The organism is Streptomyces sp. NBC_01465, from assembly GCF_036227325.1.
Lineage (GTDB): Bacteria > Actinomycetota > Actinomycetes > Streptomycetales > Streptomycetaceae > Streptomyces.
Genome location: NZ_CP109467.1, coordinates 2,364,150 through 2,387,275, shown reverse-complemented (window position 1 = coordinate 2,387,275; position 23,126 = coordinate 2,364,150). Strand labels below are relative to the sequence as shown.

The following is a 23,126-nucleotide window of genomic DNA, read 5'->3' as shown; positions in this document are numbered from 1 at the left end:
CATGCGCGTCGTCATCGCAGAGGACTCGGCGATCCTGCGGGACGGGCTCGTGCAGCTCCTCGCCCTGCGCGGAGTGGAGGTCGCCGCGGCGGTCGGCGACGCGGAGTCGCTGCTCGCGGCGGTCGCCGAACACCGCCCGGACGCGGCCGTGATCGACATCAGGCTGCCGCCGGGCCACACGGACGAAGGGCTGCGGGCGGCGGTCGAGATCCGTGCCTCGTCGCCGGGGGTGGGCGTGCTGATCTTCTCCCAGTACGTGGAGACGCGGTACGCGGCCCAGCTGCTGGGCGACGGCGGGGCGGGCGTCGGCTATCTGCTCAAGGAACGGGTCGTGGACATCGGCGAGTTCGTCGAGGCACTGCAACGGGTCGCGGCGGGCGGCACCGCGCTCGACCCGGAGGTGGTCGCCCAGCTCTTCGGCGCGAGCAGGCGGGCGTCCGCGCTGGACGCGCTGACGCCGCGCGAGCGGGAGGTGCTGGGGCTGATGGCGCAGGGGCGTACGAACCAGTCGATCGCGGAGGGCTTCGTCGTATCGGAGCGGGCGGTGGAGAAGCACATCGCGAACATCTTCGCGAAGCTGGACCTGCCGCAGTCGGAGGGCGGGCACCGGAGGGTGCTGGCGGTGCTGCGGTACTTGGAGGCGTGAGGGCCGCGGGCCTGGATTAACCACTGCTGAGCCGCTCCTCAAGGGCGCCTTAAGGATCGCCCGGACCCTTCTGACCAGGGCGTTAGCGGCGGGGTGTGCGCCTAGATTCGCTACCTGTGACCACAGAGGCCCCGGACCAGCACCACGCCACCCACCCTGCTCTGGCTGCGTACTTGCAGCAGACGGGTGCGACGGCCGAGGCGAGCGCCGGCATACGGATCCCCCCACGCCCACACGCCAGGCCGCGGCCCCGCCGCGGGCTCACGGCGTGGGGGGCACGGGTGCGGGGCGCGCGGGCGAAGTGGGCGGCATCCCGAGTGGGGGCCAGCCCGCGGACGGTATCGACCGACGCGCAACGCGTGGAGCACGCAGGACTGCGACCACAGCCCGCGGAGATCGCGCACGATGCGCAGCCGGCGCGGGACGGCACGCACGGCGCCGAGCCTGCGCGGATCGGCGCGCACACCGACGGACCCGTGCCGTTCAGCTCGCACTGCGCTGAATCTGCGTATCGCGCCGAATCCGCGCCGGACGGTGTGCACTTTGCGGGGCCCGCGCCGGACGGTGCGCGCACCGCCGGGCCCGCGCCGCTCGGTCCGGATCGCGTCGGACCCGCTCCGCAAGGCGGGCACCATGCGCCGTCCGCGGAGCAACTGGGGCTGCCTCCGCGGCCTGCGCAGTTTCCTTACGGTCCGCAGCCCGTGTTCGCGGGCGCGCGATCCGTGCACGCCGCGCCGGCGGCTGCTGCGGGCTCGCAAGTGGCACCCGACCGCGCGCATGTCGTCCAACGCGCCGCGTTCGGGGCGCGCCCTCAGCCGCAGCCCGCGCCGCCCGCCCCGCCCCTCCGCCTCGCCCCCCGCGCCCTGCGCGGCGGGATCGCCGCCGGGGCCTTCGGGGTGTGTGCCCTCTGGGGGCTGCAAGTCGACGCCTCCGCCCGGCTCGATGCCCTTTTCGCCTCCGGGGCGCATCTCTCCGGGCTTCTTGCCGGGTACGGCGTTCTCGTCATGCTCTTCCTCATGGCCCGCGTCCCCGCCGTCGAGCACGGCGTCGGCGCCGACCGGCTCGCCCGGTGGCACGCCTTCGGCGGACGGTACGTCCTCTCCCTCTGCGCCGGGCACGCCGTCCTCGCCCTCTGCGCCTACACCGCCCACACCGGCACCGACCTCCTCACCGCCGCCGTCGGCCTCCTCGGGTACGCCGGTATCGCGGCCGCCCTCGCCGGCACCGTCCTCATCGCCTCCGCGGGCATCACCTCGGCCCGCCGGATCCGCGTACGGCTGCCCCACGAGGTCTGGCGCGCCGTCCACTTCCTCACGTACGTCGGCGCCGCCCTCGCCTTCGCCCACCAGCTCGTCGGTCCCGACATCGCGAGCAGCGCCCTCTCCCGATGGCTCTGGGCGATGGCGCACGCCACCGTCGCCGTACTCCTCCTCTGGTACCGGGTCGTCGTCCCCGTACGGCAGGCGCTGCGCCACAGCCTGCGCGTGATCGCCGTCCGCCACGAATCCCCCGACGTGGTCTCCGTCGTCATGCAGGGCATCGGTCTCGCCCAACTCCGGGCAGAACCAGGCCAGTTCTTCCGCTGGCGCTTCCTCCAGCGCCGCATCTGGCACACCGCGCTGCCCTTCTCGCTCTCCGCGCCCGTCACCGGCGACACCCTGCGCATCACCGTGAAGTCCGTCGGCAACCACACCCGCCGCATCCGCCGCCTCCGCACCGGCACCCGCGTCCTGGCCTCGGGCCCCTTCGGCGCGATGACCGCCCACCGCCGCACCCGCCGCAAGGTCCTCCTCCTGGCCGGCGGCGTCGGGATCACACCGATGCGCGTCCTGTACGAGACCCTCCCCGCCGGCCCCGGCGAGCTGACCCTCCTCTACCGCGCCCGCAGCGCCGCCCAGCTCGTACTCCGCGACGAACTCGAGGAGATCGCCCACCGACGCGGAGCCGCCCTCCACTACCTCCTCGGCCCCTCCGACGCCTCCTTCGACCCCCTCGCACCCCAGGCCCTCCGCAACCTGATCCCCGACCTCGCCGACCACGACGTGTTCCTCTGCGGCCCGCCCGGCATGGCGGCCGCCGCGACCACCGCGCTCACGACGGCGGGCGTCCCCGAGGACCGCATCCACTCCGAGCAGTTCCCCCACTGAGCCAGCCCCGCTGAGGAGGCCCACCCCCACCATGGCCCGCCACCGCAGACCGCCCGCCCCACCCGCCGCCCCCACCGACCGCTCCTCACGCCGACTTGCCGCCGGCCTGCTCCTCACGAGCGCCCTCGCGGCCTCCGTCCTGGCCGCCGTCGTCACCCCGGCCGCCCCGCCCGCCCCCGACCGGTCGCCGCCCTCCGCGGGAACCTCTGATCTCGCTCAACAATCCGGTCATTGATGGACGGGACACGTATCTCCTGCCTAGGGTCGCGGTCATGCTCATGCCGCCCGACCTCTCCCTGACCACCCTCGTCCTCCTCTGCCTGGCCGCCGCCGCGGCCGGCTGGATCGACGCGGTGGTGGGCGGCGGCGGACTGCTCCTGCTGCCCTCGCTCCTCCTCGGACTGCCGCACGTCCAGGCCGTGCACATCCTGGGGACCAACAAGGCGGTCTCCATCGTCGGTACCACGGGCGCGGCGGCGACGTACCTGCGCAAGGCGCCCGTCGACGTGAAGATGGCGGTACGCATCGGGCTCATGGCCCTCGTCGGTTCCATGACCGGGGCCTTCTTCGCGGCGGGCATCAGCAGCGCGGTCCTGCGCCCCGTGATCATGGTGGTGCTGCTCGCCGTCGCGGCGTTCGTGATGCTGCGCCCGGCGTTCGGCAGGGTTCAGCAGGACACCACCCCCGTCACCCGCGCCCGTATCGCCACCGCGATCGTGCTCGTCGGCGGCGGGATCGGCTTCTACGACGGCCTGTTCGGCCCCGGCACCGGCACCTTCCTCGTCCTGGCGCTGACCGCGGTGCTCCACCTCGACCTGGTGACGGCCTCGGCGACCGCCAAGATCGTCAACGTCTGCACGAACGCGGGCGCGCTCGCGATGTTCGCGTACCAGGGCGTGGTGATGTGGGAACTGGCCGCGATCATGGCGGTGTTCAACCTGGTGGGCGGCACGCTCGGCGCGCGCATGGCGCTGCGCAAGGGAGCTGAGTTCGTACGCGGCGTGCTGCTCGTGGTGGTCTTCTCGCTCGTCGCGAAGCTGGCCTTCGACCAGTGGATGTGAGCGGAGCCCGCTGCCCTCAGATCGCGTCCCACGGCACGTCCGCGTACACCCCCGCCACCGTCTTCATCAGCGCCTCGTCCACCGCGAACTCGGTCGGGCCGATCCGCCGCACCGGCGCGATGCCCTGCGAGTTGGTGACGAACGCCGCCCGGTAGCTGCCCAGGCCGCCCAGCGTCACCTGCCGCCGCACCGAAGGCAGCAGCGGCTCCAGCAGCGCCATCGTGATGCCGAGCAGCGCGGGCGCGTCCGGCCAGACCACCGACTCCCCGTCCCAGAAAGCGATGTTGGTGATCGAGCCCTCCGTGATCACCCCGCCCGCCCCCGTCAGCAGCGCGTCGTCGAAGCCCGCGGCGACCGCCGCCCGCCCGTAGTAGGTCTGGGCGAAGCCGCCCAGGTGCTTGATGTGGGGGACGGGCCGCTCGTACGGGACCGGCATCAGGGCCTGCGCCGCCTCCGCCATCACCGCCGGGGGCCGCACCGTGACCGCCAGGGTCGCCGCCTCCGCGTCCGGCGCCCAGTACACGTACACGCGCGTCGACGCGTCCCGCACCCCCGCCCGCTCCAGCGCCCCGCGCACCAGTCCCCGTACGTGGTCGCCGTCGATCCCCGCCCCGAACAGCTCGCGCGTCGCGGAGTCCAGGCGCGCGAGGTGCAGCGCGAGGCCGCGCACGCGCCCGCCCCGCACCTGCATCGCGGTGAAGTGCCCGTAACTGAAGAACGCCGGGACGGCGAGCGGGTCCTGAGCGGGGACGGGCCGGCCGTCGATCTCGATATGCATACGGCCACCGTACGTTCCGCACGGCCCGCTTGACCTCAACCTTGGTTGACGTACGACGCTCTCCGCATGGACCTCACCACACCGCCCCTGCGGCTCACCGTCATCATCGCCAGCAACCGCCACGGCCGCTTCGCGGACACCGTCGCCGACTGGTACCTGGAGCGCGCCCGCCTCCACGACGACCTCGACATCAGCGTGCTCGACCTGGCCGACGTCGACCTCCCGACCGCCCTCTCCCACGAGCCCGCGCCCGAGGTCACCGCCGTGCTCGACCGCGTCACACCCCAACTGGAGTCCGCCGAGGCCTTCGTCGTCATCACCCCCGAGTACAACCACTCCTTCCCCGCCTCCCTCAAGAACCTCGTCGACTGGCACTTCACGCAGTGGCAGGCCAAGCCGGTCGCCTTTGTCTCGTACGGAGGGATCTCGGGCGGCCTGCGCGCCGTCGAGCAGCTGCGCCAGGTCTTCGCCGAGATGCACACCGTGACGATCCGCGAGACGGTCAGCTTCCACAACGCGCACGGGCACTTCGACGCCGGCGGCACGCACAAGGACCCGGAGGCGCCGAACGGGGCCGCGAAGGTGCAGCTCGACCAGCTGACCTGGTGGGCGCACGCGCTGCGCGACGCCAAGTCGGTCCGTCCGTACGGGGGCTGAGCGCGCGCGACAATCACCGTATGACGCAGATGACCGATGCGCGGTGGCTGACCGTACTGACCACGACCGACACCGAGGCGAAGGCGAAAGCCCTCGCCTCGGGCGCGGTGGAGGCGCGGCTGGCGGCCTGCGCGCAGATCTCGGGCCCGGTGACCTCGGTCTACCGGTGGCAGGGCGCGATCGAGACCGCCGAGGAGTGGCAGGTGCTGCTGAAGACGGCGGCCGACCGCTACGACGCCCTGGAGTCCCACCTCGCGTCGGCGCACGACTACGAGACGCCGGAGATCATCGCCACACCCGTGGTGGGCGGCAGCGCGGAGTATCTGGCGTGGCTGACGGACGAGACGCGAGCCTGATGCCGGAGCAGCAACTCCCCTTCTTCGTGTACGGAACCCTGCGCCCCGGCGGCCTCAACCACGACCTGTTCCTCCGCGGCCGCACGGCGTCGGAGGAGCCCGCGACCCTGCCGGGACTGGTGCTGTACGAGGGCCCCGGCTACCCGTACGCGGTCGAGGAGCCGGGCGCGACGGCCCAGGGGGAGCTGGTCACCGCCGAGCCGGCCGCGTACCCCCAACTCCTCGGCGAACTCGACCAGTTGGAGGACGAGTACGCCCGCGTGGCCCGCGAAGCCCTGCGCCCCGACGGCACCCCGGTGCGCGCCTGGGTGTACGTGATCACGGGCGCCGCGGCCCGGCGTCTGCGGTCGGGCGGGCGTCCGGTGCCGGGCGGGGACTGGCGGGCTCGACGCGTACCGCGCAGACCTTGAACTCCGGCATGCGCGACGTCGGGTCCAGCGCCGGGTTGGTGAGGGTGTTGGCGCGGCCCTCGCCCGGCCAGTGGAACGGCATGAAGACCGTGTCGGGGCGGATCGTCTCGGTGACCCGCGCGGGCGCGACGGCCCGGCCCCGCCGCGAGGTGACGGCGAGGGCGTCGCCGTCCGCGACTCCGAGGCGCTCCGCGAGGCGGGGGTGGAGTTCGACGAAGGGGCCGGGGGCCGCGGCGTTGAGCGCGGGCACGCGGCGGGTCTGGGCGCCGGACTGGTACTGGGACGCGACCCGGCCCGTCGTCAGCAGCAGCGGGTACTCCGCGTCCGTCTCCTCCGCCGCGGGCCGGTGGCTGACGGGGACGAAGCGGGCGCGGCCGTCCGGGGTCGCGAAACGGTCCAGGAAGAGGCGGGGCGTCCCGGGGTGTGCGGGGTCCGGGCACGGCCAGAAGACGCCGTCCTCCGCCTCGATGCGGGCATATGTGATTCCGGAGTAGTCTGCGGCCCCGCCCGCCGACGCGCGCCTCAACTCCTCGAAGACTTCGGCCGGTTCGGACGGGAACCCCTTCGCGTGGCCGAGGGCCGCGGCCAGCTCGTGCAGGACTTCGAGATCACTCCGTACGCCTTCCGGAGCACTCAGCGCCTGCTTCCGCAGCAGCACCCGGCCCTCCAGATTGGTCGTGGTCCCGGTCTCCTCCGCCCACTGCGTCACGGGCAGGACGACGTCGGCAAGCGCGGCCGTCTCGGAGAGGACGACGTCCGCGACGGCCAGGAAGTCCAGGGAGCGCAGCCGCTGTTCGATGTGGCCGGCGCGGGGAGCGGAGACGACCGGGTTGGAACCCATGACGAGGAGCGTCCTGATGTCGCCGCCGAGCGCGTCGAGCAGTTCGTAGGCGCTGCGTCCCGGGCCGGGGAGCGAGTCGGGGTCGACGCCCCAGACCTCGGCCACATGGCGGCGGGCGGCCGGGTCGTCGATCTTGCGGTAGCCGGGCAACTGGTCGGCCTTCTGGCCGTGTTCGCGGCCGCCCTGCCCGTTGCCCTGGCCGGTGAGGCAGCCGTATCCGGAGTGGGGCCGGCCGGCGCGCCCCGTGGCGAGGCAGAGGTTGATCCAGGCGCCGACCGTGTCCACCCCCTTGGACTGCTGCTCGGGTCCGCGCGCCGTGAGCACCATGCCGCTCCCGGCGTCGCAGAACATCCGTGCCGCAGCCCGCAGTTGGGGCACCGGGACTCCGGTGATGCGCTCCACCTGCTCGGGCCAGTGCGCCATGGCGGCGGCCCGCGCCTCCTCCCAGCCGGTGGTGCGTTCCGCGATGAAATCCTCGTCCGTACGGCCTTCCGCGATCACCAGGTGCAACAGGCCGAGTGCCAGGGCGAGATCGGTCCCGGGGCGGGGCGAGAGGTGCAGATCGGCCTGGTCGGCGGTGCGGGTGCGGCGCGGGTCGACGACGATCAGCTTCCCGCCGTTCTCCCTGAGCCGGGTGAAGAAGCGCAGTGCGGGCGGCATCGTCTCGGCGGGATTGGACCCGACGAGGATGACGCAGCCGCTGTGCTCGATGTCCTCCACGGGGAAGGGCAGCCCGCGGTCGAGCCCGAAGGCCCGCTGGTGGGCGGCGGCGGCCGACGACATGCAGAAGCGCCCGTTGTAGTCGATCTGCGAGGTGCCGAGCGCGACGCGGGCGAACTTGCCCAGCGTGTACGCCTTCTCGTTGGTGAGCCCCCCGCCGCCGAAGACCCCCACCGCGTCGGCCCCGTACTCGCGTCGCGTCCCGCGCAGCGCGGCCGCGACCGTACTGACGGCCTCCTCCCAGGAGGCGGGGGTGAGGACGCCGTCACGGCGGACGAGCGGCTCGGTGAGGCGGACACTGGAGGAGAGCACCTCGGGTGCCGTACGCCCCTTTCCGCACAAAGCGCCCCGATTGACCGGGAAGTCCGGCCGCTCCACCACTTCGACGCCCCCGGCGGGCACGGCCTTGAGGTTCATCCCGCACTGCAGGGCGCAGTAGGGGCAGTGGGTCGGGGTGGTGGTGTCGGTCATGCCCCCCACCGTGCGACGGCCGTGTTACGGAGCCGGGCGCACCGCATTACGCCACCGGTACGCGCACCTCAGCCCGGCCCCTACCGTGCGGTGAGGGCGAGCCGCACCCCGTTCTCCTTCGGGCCGAGAAACGTCGGGTCCGGCTTGAACACCGCGTCCATGGCGGCCTTCCCGGCGGCGAGCACCTCGCGAGCCCCGCCCGCGTACCAGGTCACGTCGTGCTTGTCGTCGACCCCGATCCCGTACGAGGTGACCCCTGCGGCCTGGCAGAGGGCGATGGCGCGGCGGATGTGGAAGCCCTGGCTGACGAGGACGGCCCGGTCGACGCCGAAGATCTTCTTGACGCGTACGCAGGAGTCCCAGGTGTCGAAGCCCGCGTAGTCGGTTACGACCTTCTTCGTGGGGACGCCGTGCTGGGCGAGATAGGTGCGCATGGCGTCGGGCTCGTCGTAGTCCTCGCGGCTGTTGTCGCCGGTGACCAGCACGACCTTCACCTTGCCCGCCGCGTACAGCTCGGCGGCCGCGTCGAGGCGGTGGGCGAGGTACGGCGAGGGCTCCCCGTCCCAGAGACCGGCGCCGAAGACGACGGCAACGTCGGTCGCGGGCACATCGGCGGTCGTACGGATCCGGTCGGAGGCCGTCGCCTGCATCCAGGTGGCGGGGGTCAGCGCGAGGACGCAGGCGACCATGACGCCCTGGACGGCGCGGCGCTTTCCGCGCTGCGTCCTCGGCAGGTGTGGTCTGCGCACAGATGTCTCCAACCGGGTGTGATGTCTTCTGAGTGATCGGACGCGTGGGGCGGTGCTGCGGTTGCGCACCGGGACAGTTCGGCGGGGACCGAAGCATTCCGGGCCTAGCGTGCGGGGCATGACGCCGACCACGCACGAGCACGAGCACGAGTTCGCCCGGTACGCCGAAGTGCGATCCGCCCTCGCCGACCCTCACCTGGTCCCGATCCCCGCTGATCCGGGGCCGGTGGGGACGGTGGCCTGGCTGCGCGCCTCCGTCGCGCGGTTCAGTGCGGGCGAGGAGCATGCGCGGCGGCGGGCACGGGTGGAGGCGGAGCTGGCGCGGCTGGATCCGGCGGGGCTGCGGAAGACGGTGGGGGAGGGGGACGCGCGGACGGCGGTGGTCCGCGCGCTGGCGGAGGCGATGGGGATCGGGGAGCCGGACGCGGTCGCCCGGGACGTCGGGGTCGTGGCCGGGGCGTACTTCGGTGGGGGCGGAGCCGTCGAGGACGCGGCGGTGGCGCGGCTGGTGGAGCGGTGCGGTCCGGAGCCGGAGGCCGCCGCCCACCGGATCGGTCTGCTCGTACAGGCGTGTGACGCGACCGGCGGGCTGGTGGAGAAGGCGCGGGCGCGCGCTGGGGGGCCCGGGGAGTCCGTCGAGGCGCGGCTGACGGACACGCTCCGGTACGACCCGCCGGTACGGGTCATGCGCAGGACCGCCGCGGCCGCGACACGGGTCGGCGGGGTCGCCGTCGCCGAGGGCGACCTGGTGCTGCTCGACATCGCGGCGGCCAACCGCGACCCGGAGGCGGCCGACCACCTCACCTTCGGCGCCGAGCCCCGGGTCTGCCCCGGCCGGGAGCACGCACTGGCGCTGGCGGCGGGGATCCTCGAACGCAGGCCGCCGGGGCGGGAGTTGGCGGACGGGATCACGGCCCTGGTCGCGCACGTACTGCGCCTCGCGTCGACCTGGACACACTGGGACGGCAGCCCGCGCGCCGTCGACGACCGCGTCTACACCCCGCACAAGGCGATCCGCCGGGTGGCCGACCACCTCGTCGACCACCTTGCGGAACTGGAGGCACGCCTCGCGGGCGAGGAACCGCAGCCCGACCACTGGCACGCCTCGGCGACCACGACCCCGGCCGACCTGGCGCCGTTCACACGGGAAGACCTCGACGAGGCGCACAGCAGACTGAACCGGCTGGCCAGGATCTGGTCGAACCGCCTCGACGCCCTCACGGCCGGCCAGTTGGACGACTCGCCGGGGACGGGCTGGACGTTCCGGGAGATCGCCACCCATCTGCAAGGTTCGGTGTACTACGCCGACGCCGTAGGAGACCTCACCCCCGCCAAGGAGCAGACCCCATGAACGACTTCACCGCACTCCACCACCGCCCCGGCACCCCGCTCCTGCTCCCCAACGCCTGGGACCACGCCTCCGCGACGGCTCTCGCGGCCGAGGGCTTCGAGGCGATCGGCACCACCAGCCTGGGCGTGGCCGCGGCGGCGGGCCTCCCCGACGGCACGGGAGCGACCCGCGAGGAGACGCTGCTGCTCGCACACCGACTGGGCGGATCCGGCTTCCTGCTGACGGTGGACGCGGAGGGCGGCTTCAGCGACGACCCGGATGAAGTGGCGGATTTCGTACGGGAGTTGGCGGACGCGGGCGCGGTCGGCATCAACCTGGAGGACGGCAGGGGAGACGGCACGCTCACCCCTGCGGACCTGCACGCGGCGAAGATCGCGGCGGTGAAGGAGGCCGTGCCGGGGATCTTCGTCAATGCCCGTACGGACACCTACTGGCTGGGCGGCGACAGGCAGCAGGAGACCGAGCACCGTCTTGCGGCCTACCAACAGGCGGGCGCAGACGGCGTGTTCGTCCCCGCACTGAGCGACCCGGGGACGATCACGGCCCTGCTCAAGCACCTCGACGTCCCCCTGAACATCCTCTACTCGGCCACCGGCCCCACCGTGCCCGAGCTCGCCGCCCTGGGCGTGAGCCGGGTGAGCCTCGGCTCCCTGCTCTTCCGCGCGGCACTCGGCGCGGCGGTCGGGGTGGCGAAGGACATCAGGGCGGGCAGGCCGGCGGAGCCGGGCACGGTGACGTACGCGGAGGTGCAGCGGCTCAGCTCCGGTACGACGCCGTGAGCAGCGACCTGGTCGCCGTCCTGGCATAGACGGAGGCGGCGAGCCAGGCCCGGGCGAAGGCGTCCGGGTCGCCGGGGAGCAGCCTTCCGAGTGCGTCGTGCCTGCGGTCCGCCGCCGCGTCGGCGAGCGCCCGGGCGCAGTCCGCCCCGGTGGTCAGGCCCGCCGCCCTGAGCCGGTGCGGCAGGTCGCCGTCCGCGGCCGCCCACGCCGCGACGGGGCGGCCGCCCGCCACCGTACGGTCGACGGTCCGGCGCAACAGGTCCAGTGCGACGGGGAGTTCGGCCGGGGAGGGGTGCGGCACCGCCGTGACGGGTGCGAGGGGCGGCAGGTGCGTGCGGTTGAGGCGGCGCAGGCCGAGGTCGGCGCGTACGGGGACGCCGTCGGGCCCCGGCCAGACGGCGGCCAGGACGGCGATCGAGCCCGGGTGCTCGGACCGGACCCGGCCGATGATGCGCAAGGTCAGGCCCGGGCGCGCGGTGAGGAGGCGCAGGTTCTCCGCGTACGGGAGCTCGAGCCGCTCGTCCGGTGCCGCCAGGCGGAGGGTGGGCCCCCCGTCGGCGGCGAAGGTGCCGTCGGTGGTGAGGGTGCCGGCGAGGAAGAGCAGCCCCGAGGGGGCGTCGAGTTGCGCTGCGGGCGGCTGCTCCCACAGCGTGTCGAGCGGCGCTTCGTGCCACTGGGCACCCTGCGCGCGAACGGAACGAACCTCGCTTCCGCCGCCGATCCGGCCGTCCGCGGAGACCGTGGGCGAGGTGAGGATCAGCCCGCCGCCGTCACCCAGCTCGCGCAGGGAGAGCGCGGCACCCCCGGGGACACGGGAGTTGGCCGCCTGCGCGGCACGGTCGGCGGCACCGGGGGCGATGTCGGAGATCGTACGGAGGGAGCCGTCCGGGGCGAGCGCGTACGTGGTGGCTCCCGCGTAGCCGGACGCGGTCACGACAGGCTCGGTGAACAGGCCGTAGAGGCGCAGGGGTCCGGCCGGCGTGTAGCTGCGGCGCGCGGGGGTGAGCGCGGTGCGGTTCGGGAGACGGGTGGATTCGAGCAACTCGGCCAGATCCGCGACCAGTTCGCCGAGCCGGAACGCGGGGTCGTCGCCGCGCGCCTCGCCGAGCCGGCGCGCGACACGCACCGCCGTCGCCGATGGCCGGTGGAGCCCTGCGAGGCGTGCGGAGTGCGAGGCGTGCAGGAGCCGGCTGCGGTGTACCGCCCCACTGCCCGCAACTCCCGCCGCCAGTACGGCGACTCCGGCCTCCCACAGGGACCGGGCCGCCGCAGCGGGCCAGTCGGCGGAGGGGTCCTGGTCCGGAATCCGGCCAGGTCCCTGCTCCTCGTCCACCGCCGCGGGCTCCGGCGGCTCGGAGGCCGGCGGCTCGGAGGCCGCCTCGGCCAGGGGCGCACGCGACAGCACCGCAGCACGGTGCAGGCATGCCGGGGCCAGCAGGCAGGAACAGACGGCGTCGTCCGCATGCATGACGACCCCCGTCCCCGTCACCTTCAGCGTCACCGCGGTGTCCTCCGCCGCCCGCACCACCACCCCGTCCGGTGTGACCTCCACCGGCCAACCGGCAGCCTTGGCCACCGCCCCGTCCACGCGTTTGCGCAGCCGGGCTGGCAGCAGGTCGAGTGCGGCGGCCGCCACCTCGGCGGTCACCGGCGGGAGTGCGGTCATCGGTGCGTACCTCCTACGCGCTCGCCGACCCAGCGGGCCAGTTCCAAGGGGCTGAGAGCGGCGACCGGCATTCCGGCGGCGACCAACTGACCCGCCACGCCCGTCGAGTAGCGTGGCCGGCCGGCATCGTCGAGCGACGCACAGCCCAGGACATGGCAGCCCGAGTCGACCAGTGCGCGGACCTCGCCGAGCAGCGGCGCGACCGGACCGCCCTCCTCGAAGTCGCTGACCAGCACGACCAGCGTGCGGGAGGGCACGGTCACGAGCGCGCGGGCATGGCGCAGCCCGCGCGCGATGTTCGTACCCCCGCCGACGCGCACTTCGAGCAGCAGGCCGAGTGGGTCGTCGACCCGGTCCGTGAGGTCGAGGACCTCGGTGGAGAAGGCGACGAAGTGCGTGCTGAGGGCCGGGACTCCGGCCAGCACGGCGGCGGTGAGCGCCGCCCAGACCGTCGAGGCCTCCATGGACCCGGACACATCGACGACGAGCACCAGGCGCCAGTCGGCCGACCTGCGCGCCTTCGTACGGAACACCGGCCGCTCGGGCAGCACCGTCACCGCGCCGGACTCCGGATCCCGGCGCGCCGTGGCGAGGTTGGCCCGCAGGGTGCGCGCCAGGTCCAGCTGCCCGCCGGGGCGGCGGGTGGGGCGCGGGTGGGACAGGCCGGTGAGCGCGGGCCGCATCCTGTTGGCGAGGGCCTCGGTCAGTTCCCGTACGAGACGCGCCACCAGCGGTCGCAGCCGGGCCAGTTGCCGCTCGGGCATTCCGCCCGCGTACGACAACACCGTCCGCAGCAGGTCCACGGAGGGGCGGGCCGAGGCCGGGTCCAGCTCCAGCGCCGCGTCGAGCCGCCCCGCGTCGGCTGCGGCGGCCAGCACTTCCTCGCGCACCCCGGGCCCGAAGAGCGCCGTCAGCTCCTCCGACCAGGAACGCACATCGGGGTACGACGCCTCGGACCCACCACCGGAGCCCCCGCCGTCCCCGCCGCGCGAACCCTCGCCGTGCCCGCTTCCGTACAACTCGTCGAGCGCGCCCGCGATCCGGCGCGCGGACCCGGTCAGCTCCTGCCCCCGTCCCAGCAGCAGCCGCCACCGCTCGGCGGCGGTGAGGGCGTGGCCGGTCACCCGTACGGGGACGGTGCCGGGCAGCACGGGGGCCGTATCGGACCAGGTGGCGCCGACCTCCAACTCCCTTGCTGCCAGCGCCTCACGTCCCGCCAGGTCGGCCTCGGCGAGGAGAGCCAGGACGGCCGGGTCCTGCACTGCGGAAGGGAGCACGCCCGCGGCGACTCCCGTACGGTCCTCCACTGCCGCCAGCAGCCGGGCCCTGGCGGCCGGTGACAGCGCTTCGAAACCGGAGCGCAGTGCGGGCAGCCGGTCCATGAAAGGGCGGTCGGGCAGTGACTCGACCCGTTCGATGAGGGGGTCCAGCGCCTGGCCGACCTCCAGCAGGGGGCCTGCGGCCAGCAGCGCACCGCGCAGGAACGCGGCCAGGTCGGCGCGGAGTTCGGGCGTGGTCGCCCCGTCCGTACGGGATGCCATCCGGGTCCCGAAGCCTCCGGCGTCCCGCTGTCCGAGGAGGACCCGCGCCGCGCCCGCCGCGCCCTGGATCAACGGGGTCGCCGCCGCGTCCAGCCTGGCCAGGGCGTCCGCGAGACGCAGGCCTCCGCCCGCGGCGCCGGCCTGCGTGGCGAGCGTGACGAGCGCACGGGCGTCCTCCGGCTCGGTGGAACCCGTCAGCCCGTCCAGCGCACGGACCCCCGCCGCGGCCACCTCCTCGTACGCCGCGGTGACGGCGTCGGCCGACCAGTCGGCAGGCAGCCCGGGCAGATGGCCGGCGGCGATCCTGTCCAACAGGCCGAGACCCGCGAGCAGTTCGGGAAGCGAGCCGACCGCGGGCAGTATCTCGGCCGTCTCCGTCAGCCGCTCCCCAGCGAGCACGGGCAGCCCGCAGTGGGCGGCCTCCTTTAGGCCGGCCAGTATCTGGGCGGCGGTCGGCCCGCCCTCCCGCTGCTCTGTGGCGCGCCGCTGCCGCAGCATTCCGGCAGCGGCCTGCTCCAGGGTCACTCCGTGGGTTCCCGCGGCATCGAGGATCGCGGCGGTCGCGGGGGACCAGGCCACGGCCCATCGGGTGGTGAGGGCGGCGGCATCGCCGACCCCCGCGACCTCGGTCTCCTGGCCGTACGGGATCCGGCAGGCGGCCAGCCGACGCAGCATGATCTCCCGGCGCCGGTCCAGATCGGACCTCAGGACGTCGAGGCGCAGTTCACGCCGGGCGGGGGAGTCCGGTCCCGGCAGCGACAGCTCCCCGGTCAGTGCTTCGACGCACGGGCCGAGCCCGGAGCGCGGTGTCCCGGGCGCGAGCCGGCCCTGCCGCCACCCGACGAGCACCTGCTCCATGGCCGAGGCCACCACACGCCCCCGCCCGAGGAGTTGCCCCTGCGTGAGCACGGTCTGCACGGCCTCGACCAACTCGCCGCGCCCGGCGGCCGGCAGCCCCCGCAAGGTGGCCAGATCCCGTGCGACTCGCACCACTTCGCGTGCATCGGCGGGCCCGCTGGGGTGCCCGGCATCCCGTACGGCAGCACATATACGTACGGCGGTGTCGGTCAGCAGATCGTCGAGTCGCGCCGGATCGCCCCCTGCGAGGAACACCCCGTGCTGCCACTCCGGATCGCGGATCCCGGCGGGATACCCGGACCGCGCGTCGAGCAGCGGATACGCGTACGGCACGAGCGAGGTGACGACGTCCGCGGAGTCGGCCACGGACTCCGCCGGGCCACCGGCCGAAACGCCGCTCTCGTACGGAGACATCAGGGCCGGGGCGTGGAACGCGCCGATCACCGCCGCTGTACGCCGGCCCGCGTACGACGCCAGCCTGCGCCGCATGTTCTCCTCGCGCCGCAGGTCGTACGGATCCACCTCGCCCGTGTCCCCGCGCAGCGCCCATCCCACCAGCAGCGCCGCCCGCCGGAGAGCCTCGGGCGTCGAGCCGGGCGCCGTGGCCTCCACGAGCCGGTCCCACAGATCGTCACCGGGCCGGCCACCGGTCCGCGCCCTCAGCGCTGCCGCGAGCGCCCCCGCCGAGCCCGGGTCCCGAGACCCTGCCCGATCCCCGGAATCCGCCGCCCGCGCGGCCAGCGGCAGGTCGAACGCCACCACCGGCACCCCTGCCGCGCGCGCCCAGCGGATCGCCGCCAACTCCGGGGAGAACTCGGCGAACGGCAGGAAGACCGGACCACCGTCGCCCGCACCCCCGCTGCCCGCCAGCGCCACTGGCGGCACCGTTGCCGGATCGCCCAGATGCTCCAGCCACGGTGTGAACTCCTCCGGCAGCTCCACCAGCAGAACGTCGGGACCGGCCCGGTCGAGCATCGCGGGCAGGGCTGCGGCCAGCGCGGGGGAGTGGTGCCGCACCCCGATCAGGAACGGGGCGCGGCACCCCGCCAGCTCCTCGACAGCCTCCTCAGGCGAGCTCATCACGCAGCTCCCACAGCGTGCGCCAGAGCGGAGCCCCGCCCTCCGCCCGCCGCCGCACGGGCCCGTCCCAGTACCCCAACAGCCGTGCGTGATCGGCCGGGTCGTCCTTCCGTACGGTCCCGAGCAGATGGCCGGGCAGGCTCCGTACGACATCCCGGCCCGTGCCCAGATATGCGGCGCCGATCCCCATGGCCGAGGCGACCTGCACCGCTTCCGCCGTGGACATCACCGTCGAGGGCCGCTCGATCTCCCAGCCTTCCGCGCTGCGCCCGGTCCGCAGATCCCGGAACGCGGTCACCAGCGCCTGCAGCACGGTGTCGTCCACGGCGAACTCGGCCCCGGAACGTGCCAGCGCGGCCGTCGCCTGGCTTCGCACCAGGGCCGTCTCCGCGTCGAGGTCACCGATCGGGCCGACCGTCTCGAAGTTGAAGCGGCGCTTGAGTGCGGCGGACATCTCGGAGACACCCTTGTCCCGGAGGTTGGCCGTGGCGATCAGCGTGAACCCGGGCACGGCGTGCACCGTCCCGTCCCCGTCCTCCCCACCGGCCAGTTCGGGTACGGACATCCGCCGCTCGGACAGCAGCGACACCAGGGCGTCCTGGACCTCGGGCAGACACCGCGTGACCTCCTCGATGCGCGCGACCGCGCCGCGCGTCATCGCCGTCAGCACCGGAGACGGGACCAGAGCCTGCCGACTCGGGCCCTTGGCCAGCAGCATCGCGTAGTTCCAGCCGTACCGGAGCTGGTCCTCGGTGGTGCCCGCCGTGCCCTGCACGGTGAGCGTGCTCGTTCCGCACACGGCGGCGGACAGGAGCTCGGAGAGCATCGATTTGGCGGTGCCGGGCTCCCCGACCAGCAGCAGCCCCCGATCGCCCGCCAACGTGACCACACACCGCTCGACCAGAGCCCGGTCGCCCACGAACTTCCGTGCGACGACCGTCTGTTGACCGTCCGACGCCCGCAGCACCTCATCACCGGAACCGCAGACGAAGGTGACCACCGCACGCGGCGTCAGCCGCCACCCCGGAGGCCTCGCCCCTTCGTCGTACGCGGCGAGAAACGCCAGCTCCCGCGCATACCGGTCCTCGGGCAGCGCGACCTGCCGGTCCTGCACAGCCCCTACGGAACCCGTCATCGCCTGCCTCCCCTACGGCTCTCGCGGCCGGTGAACTCCTCGAACCCCGGCACATCACCCTCCACGACGCGCTGCCACGCCCGCGCGTACAGCACCGCCACCGGACAGTCCGGTACGACGAACACGCCCTCGCCCCGGGCCGGCAGCAGCTCCGACTTCCAGGACTCCCACGGCAGACGGGGCGACTTGACCTCCACCCAGCCGCCGGGCAGGAACAGCGAACGCCCCGCACGCGACCGCTTGGCCTCCACCACCAGCTCGGTGGCGGCCAGTTCGGCCCGGGCCTTCTTCAGCCGGGCCGGCTTCCAGCCCGTCCACAACGCCTGGTTGCGGTCGGTCGGATCGGGAAGCGCGAGCAGCATCAGATAGAGCGTGGCCGCATCGTCCGAGAGACCGAACCGGGCCGCGGCCTCACTCACCAGACCCGGAACGGACACCCCCGGGTCCTGAGGCGCACTCACGGATCCCTCCGCACCACCGGCACCGACCAGCTCCGCGAACCGCTCTCCCAGCAGCGCCCGCACCGCCCGCAGCCCCACCAACTGCTCACTCGCCGCCAGCACCAGCTTCACGGCAGAGTGATCCACCACCCCGTCCTCCAGCAGCGCGGCCGGCCGCAGCCAGACGGTCTCCCGCCCGTACTCCCCGCTGTACCGGGTCGGCCCGAGCACCAGCGCAGGTCCGGCGGACACCAGCCCCTCCGCATTCGCCCCGCCGGTCCCGGGCATCGCGCATGCCTCCCGGATCCGCTCCGAGAGCGACAACTGCCCCGGCTGCGCCCAGCCCTGGTCGATCTGGAACAGCAGCCCGGGATCGGCCATCCGCTCACGCACCGCACGCAGCGTTTCGGGAAGCACCTCCCGCAGCGGATCGCCGTACGGCAGCCGGTACGCCAGCCAGCGCAGTCCGACGGCGATCCGCGACAGCCCCCGCAGGTCCAGCAGCTTCCCGGGCTCCTCCGCCCCCATCACGCCGTCCTTGAGGCGCTGCACGGTACGGCCCCAGAGCCGCGCGTCCAGCTTCGGGTTGAGCGCCAGTTGCAACTCCATCGCCCCCAGTCCCTCCCGAACGGCCCGGTCGAGCAACTCCTGCGGAACGGGGCGCTGCTTGCCGCGTGCCTCGATCCACCCGTCGATCACCGGTCCCAGGTCGAAGCCCCGCTCCCAGAGCCCGTCGACCTGCTCGGGCGCTTCGGGCACCAACAGGCCGACGAGCCGGCGCCGGAGCTCGGCGCCCATCTGCCCGAGACTCTCCCTGGCCGTCCCGACATGTGTCGCCTTCAGCCCCAGAGGCGTCAGCCACTCGGCTCCGGGCAGATCGTTGCGGCCGTACGCGTGATGCCCAGGAAGCCCCAGCAGCATCAGCAGCGCGGAGGCGGTGTCCACACCGGTCGCCTCGGCGAACTCCGTCACCTGTTCCGGCCGGAACGGCACCGGTCCGCGCTCGGCGGCCACGGCCAGCAGCCGGCGCAGTGCGGGCGCCCTCACCGGGTCGTCCGGCGCACCGTGCACCTGTGTCTCCTGGATCTGCCACCCCTCCCACGGCCCGAACTGCCCGGCAGGGTCGTACTCCAGGGCACACCAGTGCTGTCCGGAGACGGGCCTCCAGGTGGCCGCGGTGATCAGTACGACCCGCTGTCCGTCGCGGCGGACCGTACCGACCCCGGCGGGTCCCGACGGAGCGGAAAGAACCAGCGAGCGCAGCCTGCCCCGCGGGTCGGCCAGGACCGAGTCCCCGGCCTCACCGCAGTCGAGTGCGGCGGTGAGGAACTCGACCAGCGCCGCCCGCTCCTTCTCGCCCATGACCGGGTGCACGGCCCGCAGCGCGGCCGCGGCCAGGCCGACGCCGGCGAGCCCGCGCCATTCGACACGCGTCGCGCCGAAGCTGAACGTCTCGTCGCCGGACGGCGGCGGAACCCGCAACACCTGTCGCAGTACGTGCAGTTGGTCCACGGCCGTGGTGGCCGCGTAGTCGGGACTCCCGAACCCGTAGTGGGCCCCTCTGTTGTCCAGCAGCGCGTTCAGCGATCCGGACAACAGCCCGTCCGTCGCATGCCGCACGACCGGAGCGGCCGGCGAGGCCTCCCCCTGTACGGCCTTCTCCGCAAGCCTGCCGAGCCGCTCGGCGCACCTGACGGCCTCCTGCACCACCCCGGCCACCCCTGCGACCAGCGCCTCGTCGGTGATCGCGGGCAGGACCCGCGCTACGGCTTCCGCAGCGGTGAGCCCCTCCTCCACCGCTGCCAGCAGCGCCGCCGCATCCGTGTCGCTCACCGACCGGAGCGCGGCCGAACCCCGTTCGTCGCGGGGTCGCAGCGCATGCCAGTACCAGAGGGGCGGTACGAACCGGGAGCCCGCTGTGTACGTGCTGCCCCGGTCACCCTCCTGCAGGGTGGCGACCACGACCCCGTCCGTGTCCCGCAGCTCGATGTGCTCACCCGACCAGTGGCTCCGCACGGGATGCAGCACCGACTTCCCGGGCATCCTGAGTGGCGCCACCGGGATACCGGCAGTGACGGGCAGGCCGCGCGTTCCGTCGACCGAACAGGCCGTGTGCGTACCGGTGTTCTCGTCGTACGTCACCGACCAGCCCAGCATTCCGTCCTTCGACCCGAACGGCGAGTCCTCGAGGCCGGGCTGCACCGGCAGCAGCCGACACCCTGCCTCGGCCAACCGAACCCCGGCTCCGGCGCCCACGAGCGCCGAGTCGAAGAAGGCCGGCACCGACGCCCGCCCGCGTCGCGCGGTCTCGGGGTCGTACTCGTACCAACTGCCGTCGTGCAGCACCCAGTAGGAGATGGTGTCGAAGGCGATCTCGCGCTGCTGCTCCGCGAAGGACGTGTCACCGGCGTGCACCGGCCGCCCGCCGTAACTGCGGCCTCCGCCGGGCATGGCGAGGGAGACACGGCCGCTGCCGTGCAGTGAACCCGTCACCTTGAAGACGTCGGCCGGCCTGCCCGACCAGGTGCCCTTCCACCCCCCGTCGGCCCAGGACGCGGTGAGCCACTGCCCGTCCACGTACCGCACGAGCGGATCCCGGTGCGCGGTGGGCGCGGGCAGGTTCAGCGCGCGGTCGTCGAGCACCTCCGCAGGCCCGGCCAGCGCGACCTGGAGCCCGGCCCGCACCCCCAGCGCGGGCCACGCGTCCACGCCGTGGAAGTTCTTCTTCCCGCTCGCCGCGCTCACCCGGTTCAGCGCCTCGTCGAGCGCGGGCCAGCCCAACTCGTCGTAGACGCCCGCCCGCAGTGACCGTCCCAGCACCGGTGCCGGGTCGAAGGAGACGATCCGCCGCACCGCGGCGGGCGCGGTCGCCAGTACGGAAGGAGACGCGAACAGCGCCACATCGCGCAGCAGATTGCGCAGCCCGGGAAGCCCGATCGGCCGCCCCACCTCCTCGGCGCGGTCCCGGAGCCAGGCGGCGATGACGGCCCGCAGCGCCGGATACTCGGCGGCGCGCTGCAACCGCTGCGAGGGCCCGGTCCACTGCCCGTTGGCGTCCGAGAGGTTCTTCACCGCCTCTTTCATGAGCGCGGCGAAGCGCGGGTCGGACGTGAGCGCGACCAGATCCCGCCGTCCCTCCCCGTCGTCCTGGATCCAGGAGTCGAGCTGCAGCCGCGCGGACCGCGCGGAGGGATCGGCGACCGGAACTCCCGCTGCCAGCGCCGTGTCCAGCAGATCGAGGTCGGCAGCCTCACGCCAGCCACGTCCGCTGACCAGCTGAACCGGTGTCCCGTCCGCGATCAGCCGGGCCGAAAGACGCTCCACCAGAGACAGTTCCCCGGCGAGCCGCTTCGTCTGCCGCCAGCCGCGCTTGCGGTGCTTCGCCCAGGCCTCCAGCCACGCGGCGGCCGGCACCGTCCCGTCCTCCAGCAGCCCGATCGCCCCGCACCTGTCGAGCAGGCCCAGCCACGCCGCGTCGAAGACCTCAGGACTGTCCCCGCCCGCCGACGGGAAGAGCGCCAGCAGCCGTTCCCTGACTCCCTGTTCAGCGCCGGCGACCTCCGCCAGCGCGGGCAGCGCGGCCGTCCAGAAGCTCGCCGCAGCCCGGTTCATCGCCCCCGAGTGGATGATCTCCGCGAGCAGTTCCCGCTCTTCGGCCCGCGCATCGAGACCGGTCTTCCTGGCCAGCCGCCGCAGATCCTCCAGCATGCCCGCGTACGGGGCGAGCCCGGCCGCGCACCGCTCCACGGACAGCGACCTGAACTGTGCGTACGCCTCCTGCGCCGACAGCCTCTCCGCCAGGCCCTTCGCATGGTCGCGCAGCGCCTTCCCGCTCAACGCGCCCGCCCCGGCGAACTCCAGGAACACCTCGCGCAGCCGCTCCTCGTCGACCACCAGCGCATGCCGCTGTTCGGCGGCCCGCGCCTTGCCGAAGAAGGCCGACGCCTGCTGCACCGACTCGGCCGCCAGGAAGAGCCGTGCCACCTGTTCGTAGTACGTCGGCAGGAACTGCGGAACCGACCGGTCCAGCCGCCCGGCGATCTCGTCGAACCCGTCCTTGGCGTTCCCCGGCTTGCTCGCCACCATCCGGGCCAGCCGCTCCATCTCCTTGACCACGGCCAGGGCGTGGTGCCCGTTGGCCGGATCATGGACCAGCGCCCACGCGGGGAACCCCAGCGACTGCCGCTTCACCCGCCCCACCAGCGCGGAGGATTCGGCCGCGAACCCCAGATATTCGAGTGAGAGATCCTCCGCCGGCCCCAGAGCCTCGGGCACCAACCGCACCACCGTGCGCCCGTCCAGTACGGAATGCCCGTACGCCCGCGCGGTCAGCACATCGCCCGCATCCGCATCCACACCGCCGCCGAGCGGCAGTACCGCCCCGGCCTCCAGCAGTCCGCTCACAGCAGTTCCCCCTCGTCGTCCTTGACCACACGCCCCGCGAACACCAGCGCAGCCATCCGCGCCCCCTCCGACCAGGCCACAGGCCCCACTTCGCGCAGAGTCAGCCGCTTGCCGCCGGCGTCCCGCCACTCCAGAGCGCCGGTGTACGCCTCGCCCTCCGGGTAGTCGTCGCCCACCCAGTACGCGGCCTCCACAGGCCTGCCGCCCTCGACCGTCGGACACACCGCGTATCCACCGCGCACCCGGTACCCGGCCGCCACCGCCCGGCCCGTCGCATGACGCAACTCCTCGAACGTCCCGCCCGCGTACGCGCCCCACTCGTGCGCGGCACCGGCCGGCCCTTCGAGGTCGGCGGGCCGCGGCCACACCTCGCGGAACAACTGCTCCAGCCCCTGCTCGACGCCCAGCTCCGCCGCGAACTCGCGCAGTTCCTCCAGGTCTTCGAGCAGCAGCACGGGATGGGGGATCAGCACGGACTCCTCCGTCAGCCGTACCGAGTCCCCGTCGAGGTCGACCACGCCCAGCCCCCGGCTCGGATCCGGATCCGCGTCCCGCAGGAACCCGGCACGCGCGAAGTCGGCGTCACCGTCCGCGCCCACCGGCGCCACCACCAGATCCCGCAGCGCCTCCTGCCAGGCGGGATCCGGCCAGACCCGCGCCAGCAGCGCGGCCGGCACCGGCAGCGACCGCACCAGCCAGGTGTCCACCTGCTCGCGGCACTCCCGTGCGTGCCGCTCCAGCCACTGCGCCACCTGCCGCAGCCGCACCACCTCCGCGTCGTCGCGGAGCTTGGCGGGCACCTGCTTCAGCGCACGGCCCGCCGCGTTCCTGCACAGCACTTTCGTGCCGTCCAGGCCGACGGAATATCCGCCCGTCGCCGTCTCGATCCAGCCCATGGCAGAGCTCCCTCCCCGGATTGGCCGATGCTCTCCCCGAACATCAACTTCAGTTGCCGATCACCGTAAGTGAGGGCACTGACAATCGACGTCCGGGGTCGGTGAGGCTCAGGAAAAGACCCGTCACCCTCACGCAATCC

At 73.6% G+C, this 23,126-nt stretch carries 17 protein-coding genes; 9 read left to right on the top strand and 8 right to left on the bottom strand.

Annotation, left to right across the window (positions count from 1 at the left end; all coding sequences use genetic code 11):
* Position 1: 1 nt before the first annotated feature.
* From OG707_RS10970 to OG707_RS10955, 4 genes are all read left to right on the top strand, one after another.
* On the top strand, positions 2-646 hold the full coding sequence (locus tag OG707_RS10970) for a response regulator transcription factor (protein WP_329116938.1): 645 nt from the start codon (positions 2-4) through the stop codon (positions 644-646).
* 758 nt (positions 647-1,404) lie between these two features.
* Positions 1,405-2,793 (top strand): ferredoxin reductase family protein, encoded by a 1,389-nt coding sequence (locus tag OG707_RS10965; RefSeq protein WP_329116936.1) that lies wholly within the window; start codon positions 1,405-1,407, stop codon positions 2,791-2,793.
* A 31-nt stretch (positions 2,794-2,824) separates the two neighbouring features.
* Positions 2,825-3,028 (top strand): hypothetical protein, encoded by a 204-nt coding sequence (locus tag OG707_RS10960; RefSeq protein ID WP_329116934.1) that lies wholly within the window; start codon positions 2,825-2,827, stop codon positions 3,026-3,028.
* 43 nt (positions 3,029-3,071) lie between these two features.
* Positions 3,072-3,854: a sulfite exporter TauE/SafE family protein gene (locus tag OG707_RS10955; protein ID WP_443071478.1), complete on the top strand. Its 783-nt coding sequence runs from the start codon at positions 3,072-3,074 to the stop codon at positions 3,852-3,854.
* Between the two features lie 16 nt (positions 3,855-3,870).
* Here the strand turns inward: OG707_RS10955 and OG707_RS10950 are convergent, their stop codons facing one another.
* On the bottom strand, positions 3,871-4,632 hold the full coding sequence (locus tag OG707_RS10950; RefSeq protein ID WP_329116930.1) for an aminotransferase class IV: 762 nt from the start codon (positions 4,630-4,632) through the stop codon (positions 3,871-3,873).
* A 66-nt stretch (positions 4,633-4,698) separates the two neighbouring features.
* On the opposite strand from OG707_RS10950, the gene OG707_RS10945 reads away from it, so the two are divergent.
* Genes OG707_RS10945 through OG707_RS10935 form a run of 3 tightly spaced genes read left to right on the top strand, consistent with a single transcriptional unit; the run spans position 4,699 to position 6,055 of the window.
* Positions 4,699-5,289 carry an NADPH-dependent FMN reductase gene (locus OG707_RS10945; RefSeq protein WP_329116927.1) on the top strand — a complete coding sequence of 197 codons (591 nt, stop codon included), beginning with the start codon at positions 4,699-4,701 and terminating at the stop codon, positions 5,287-5,289.
* A 29-nt stretch (positions 5,290-5,318) separates the two neighbouring features.
* Positions 5,319-5,645 carry a divalent-cation tolerance protein CutA gene (gene cutA, locus OG707_RS10940; RefSeq protein WP_329127725.1) on the top strand — a complete coding sequence of 109 codons (327 nt, stop codon included), beginning with the start codon at positions 5,319-5,321 and terminating at the stop codon, positions 5,643-5,645.
* Positions 5,645-6,055 (top strand): gamma-glutamylcyclotransferase family protein, encoded by a 411-nt coding sequence (locus OG707_RS10935; protein WP_329127724.1) that lies wholly within the window; start codon positions 5,645-5,647, stop codon positions 6,053-6,055. Before cutA ends, OG707_RS10935 begins: the two co-directional genes overlap by 1 nt.
* On the opposite strand, the gene OG707_RS10930 is transcribed toward OG707_RS10935, so the two are convergent.
* Together OG707_RS10930 and OG707_RS10925 are read right to left on the bottom strand one after the other, a co-directional pair.
* On the bottom strand, positions 5,964-8,087 hold the full coding sequence (locus tag OG707_RS10930; RefSeq protein ID WP_329116925.1) for a molybdopterin oxidoreductase family protein: 2,124 nt from the start codon (positions 8,085-8,087) through the stop codon (positions 5,964-5,966). The genes OG707_RS10935 and OG707_RS10930 overlap by 92 nt on opposite strands.
* Positions 8,088-8,167: 80 nt before the next feature.
* On the bottom strand, positions 8,168-8,776 hold the full coding sequence (locus OG707_RS10925) for a SanA/YdcF family protein (RefSeq protein WP_329127722.1): 609 nt from the start codon (positions 8,774-8,776) through the stop codon (positions 8,168-8,170).
* Positions 8,777-8,954: 178 nt separating this feature from the next.
* Here OG707_RS10925 and OG707_RS10920 point away from each other — a divergent pair, with 178 nt between their 5' ends.
* Together OG707_RS10920 and OG707_RS10915 are read left to right on the top strand one after the other, a co-directional pair.
* The gene (locus tag OG707_RS10920) at positions 8,955-10,187 is read left to right on the top strand and encodes a hypothetical protein (RefSeq protein WP_329116922.1); all 1,233 of its coding nucleotides are present in this window, start codon (positions 8,955-8,957) and stop codon (positions 10,185-10,187) included.
* A complete protein-coding gene (locus OG707_RS10915; protein WP_329116920.1) occupies positions 10,184-10,966 on the top strand; it encodes an isocitrate lyase/PEP mutase family protein in 783 nt (260 codons plus the stop codon). The genes OG707_RS10920 and OG707_RS10915 overlap by 4 nt, the downstream gene beginning before the upstream one ends.
* Here OG707_RS10915 and OG707_RS10910 read toward each other — a convergent pair.
* The 5 genes from OG707_RS10910 to OG707_RS10890 are packed head-to-tail and all read right to left on the bottom strand — an operon-like array spanning position 10,944 to position 22,986.
* Positions 10,944-12,632 (bottom strand): hypothetical protein, encoded by a 1,689-nt coding sequence (locus OG707_RS10910; protein ID WP_329116918.1) that lies wholly within the window; start codon positions 12,630-12,632, stop codon positions 10,944-10,946. The two genes, OG707_RS10915 and OG707_RS10910, sit on opposite strands and share 23 nt — an antisense overlap.
* Positions 12,629-16,111, bottom strand: a complete 3,483-nt coding sequence (locus OG707_RS10905) for a DUF5682 family protein (RefSeq protein ID WP_329116916.1) — start codon at positions 16,109-16,111, stop codon at positions 12,629-12,631. Before OG707_RS10905 ends, OG707_RS10910 begins: the two co-directional genes overlap by 4 nt.
* Positions 16,098-17,246, bottom strand: coding sequence for an AAA family ATPase (locus OG707_RS10900; protein ID WP_329116914.1), 1,149 nt, complete (start codon positions 17,244-17,246; stop codon positions 16,098-16,100). The genes OG707_RS10905 and OG707_RS10900 overlap by 14 nt, the downstream gene beginning before the upstream one ends.
* Entirely contained in the window at positions 17,243-22,090 is a 4,848-nt protein-coding gene (locus tag OG707_RS10895) for a hypothetical protein (RefSeq protein ID WP_329116913.1), read from the bottom strand. Before OG707_RS10895 ends, OG707_RS10900 begins: the two co-directional genes overlap by 4 nt.
* A complete protein-coding gene (locus OG707_RS10890; protein ID WP_329116911.1) occupies positions 22,087-22,986 on the bottom strand; it encodes a DUF4132 domain-containing protein in 900 nt (299 codons plus the stop codon). Before OG707_RS10890 ends, OG707_RS10895 begins: the two co-directional genes overlap by 4 nt.
* Between the last annotated feature and the right edge of the window lie 140 nt (positions 22,987-23,126).

Excerpts from the sequence above, each read along its gene's own strand:
- OG707_RS10920 (WP_329116922.1), top strand. The coding sequence starts at position 8,955 with ATGACGCCGACCACGCACGAGCACGAGCACGAGTTCGCCCGGTACGCC.
- OG707_RS10890 (WP_329116911.1), bottom strand. The coding sequence starts at position 22,986 with ATGGGCTGGATCGAGACGGCGACGGGCGGATATTCCGTCGGCCTGGAC.
- OG707_RS10910 (WP_329116918.1), bottom strand. The coding sequence starts at position 12,632 with ATGACCGCACTCCCGCCGGTGACCGCCGAGGTGGCGGCCGCCGCACTC.
- OG707_RS10915 (WP_329116920.1), top strand. The coding sequence starts at position 10,184 with ATGAACGACTTCACCGCACTCCACCACCGCCCCGGCACCCCGCTCCTG.
- OG707_RS10925 (WP_329127722.1), bottom strand. The coding sequence starts at position 8,776 with ATGGTCGCCTGCGTCCTCGCGCTGACCCCCGCCACCTGGATGCAGGCG.
- OG707_RS10955 (WP_443071478.1), top strand. The coding sequence starts at position 3,072 with ATGCCGCCCGACCTCTCCCTGACCACCCTCGTCCTCCTCTGCCTGGCC.
- OG707_RS10900 (WP_329116914.1), bottom strand. The coding sequence starts at position 17,246 with ATGACGGGTTCCGTAGGGGCTGTGCAGGACCGGCAGGTCGCGCTGCCC.
- OG707_RS10945 (WP_329116927.1), top strand. The coding sequence starts at position 4,699 with ATGGACCTCACCACACCGCCCCTGCGGCTCACCGTCATCATCGCCAGC.
- cutA (WP_329127725.1), top strand. The coding sequence starts at position 5,319 with ATGACCGATGCGCGGTGGCTGACCGTACTGACCACGACCGACACCGAG.
- OG707_RS10930 (WP_329116925.1), bottom strand. The coding sequence starts at position 8,087 with ATGACCGACACCACCACCCCGACCCACTGCCCCTACTGCGCCCTGCAG.
- OG707_RS10950 (WP_329116930.1), bottom strand. The coding sequence starts at position 4,632 with ATGCATATCGAGATCGACGGCCGGCCCGTCCCCGCTCAGGACCCGCTC.
- OG707_RS10960 (WP_329116934.1), top strand. The coding sequence starts at position 2,825 with ATGGCCCGCCACCGCAGACCGCCCGCCCCACCCGCCGCCCCCACCGAC.
- OG707_RS10905 (WP_329116916.1), bottom strand. The coding sequence starts at position 16,111 with ATGAGCTCGCCTGAGGAGGCTGTCGAGGAGCTGGCGGGGTGCCGCGCC.
- OG707_RS10970 (WP_329116938.1), top strand. The coding sequence starts at position 2 with ATGCGCGTCGTCATCGCAGAGGACTCGGCGATCCTGCGGGACGGGCTC.
- OG707_RS10935 (WP_329127724.1), top strand. The coding sequence starts at position 5,645 with ATGCCGGAGCAGCAACTCCCCTTCTTCGTGTACGGAACCCTGCGCCCC.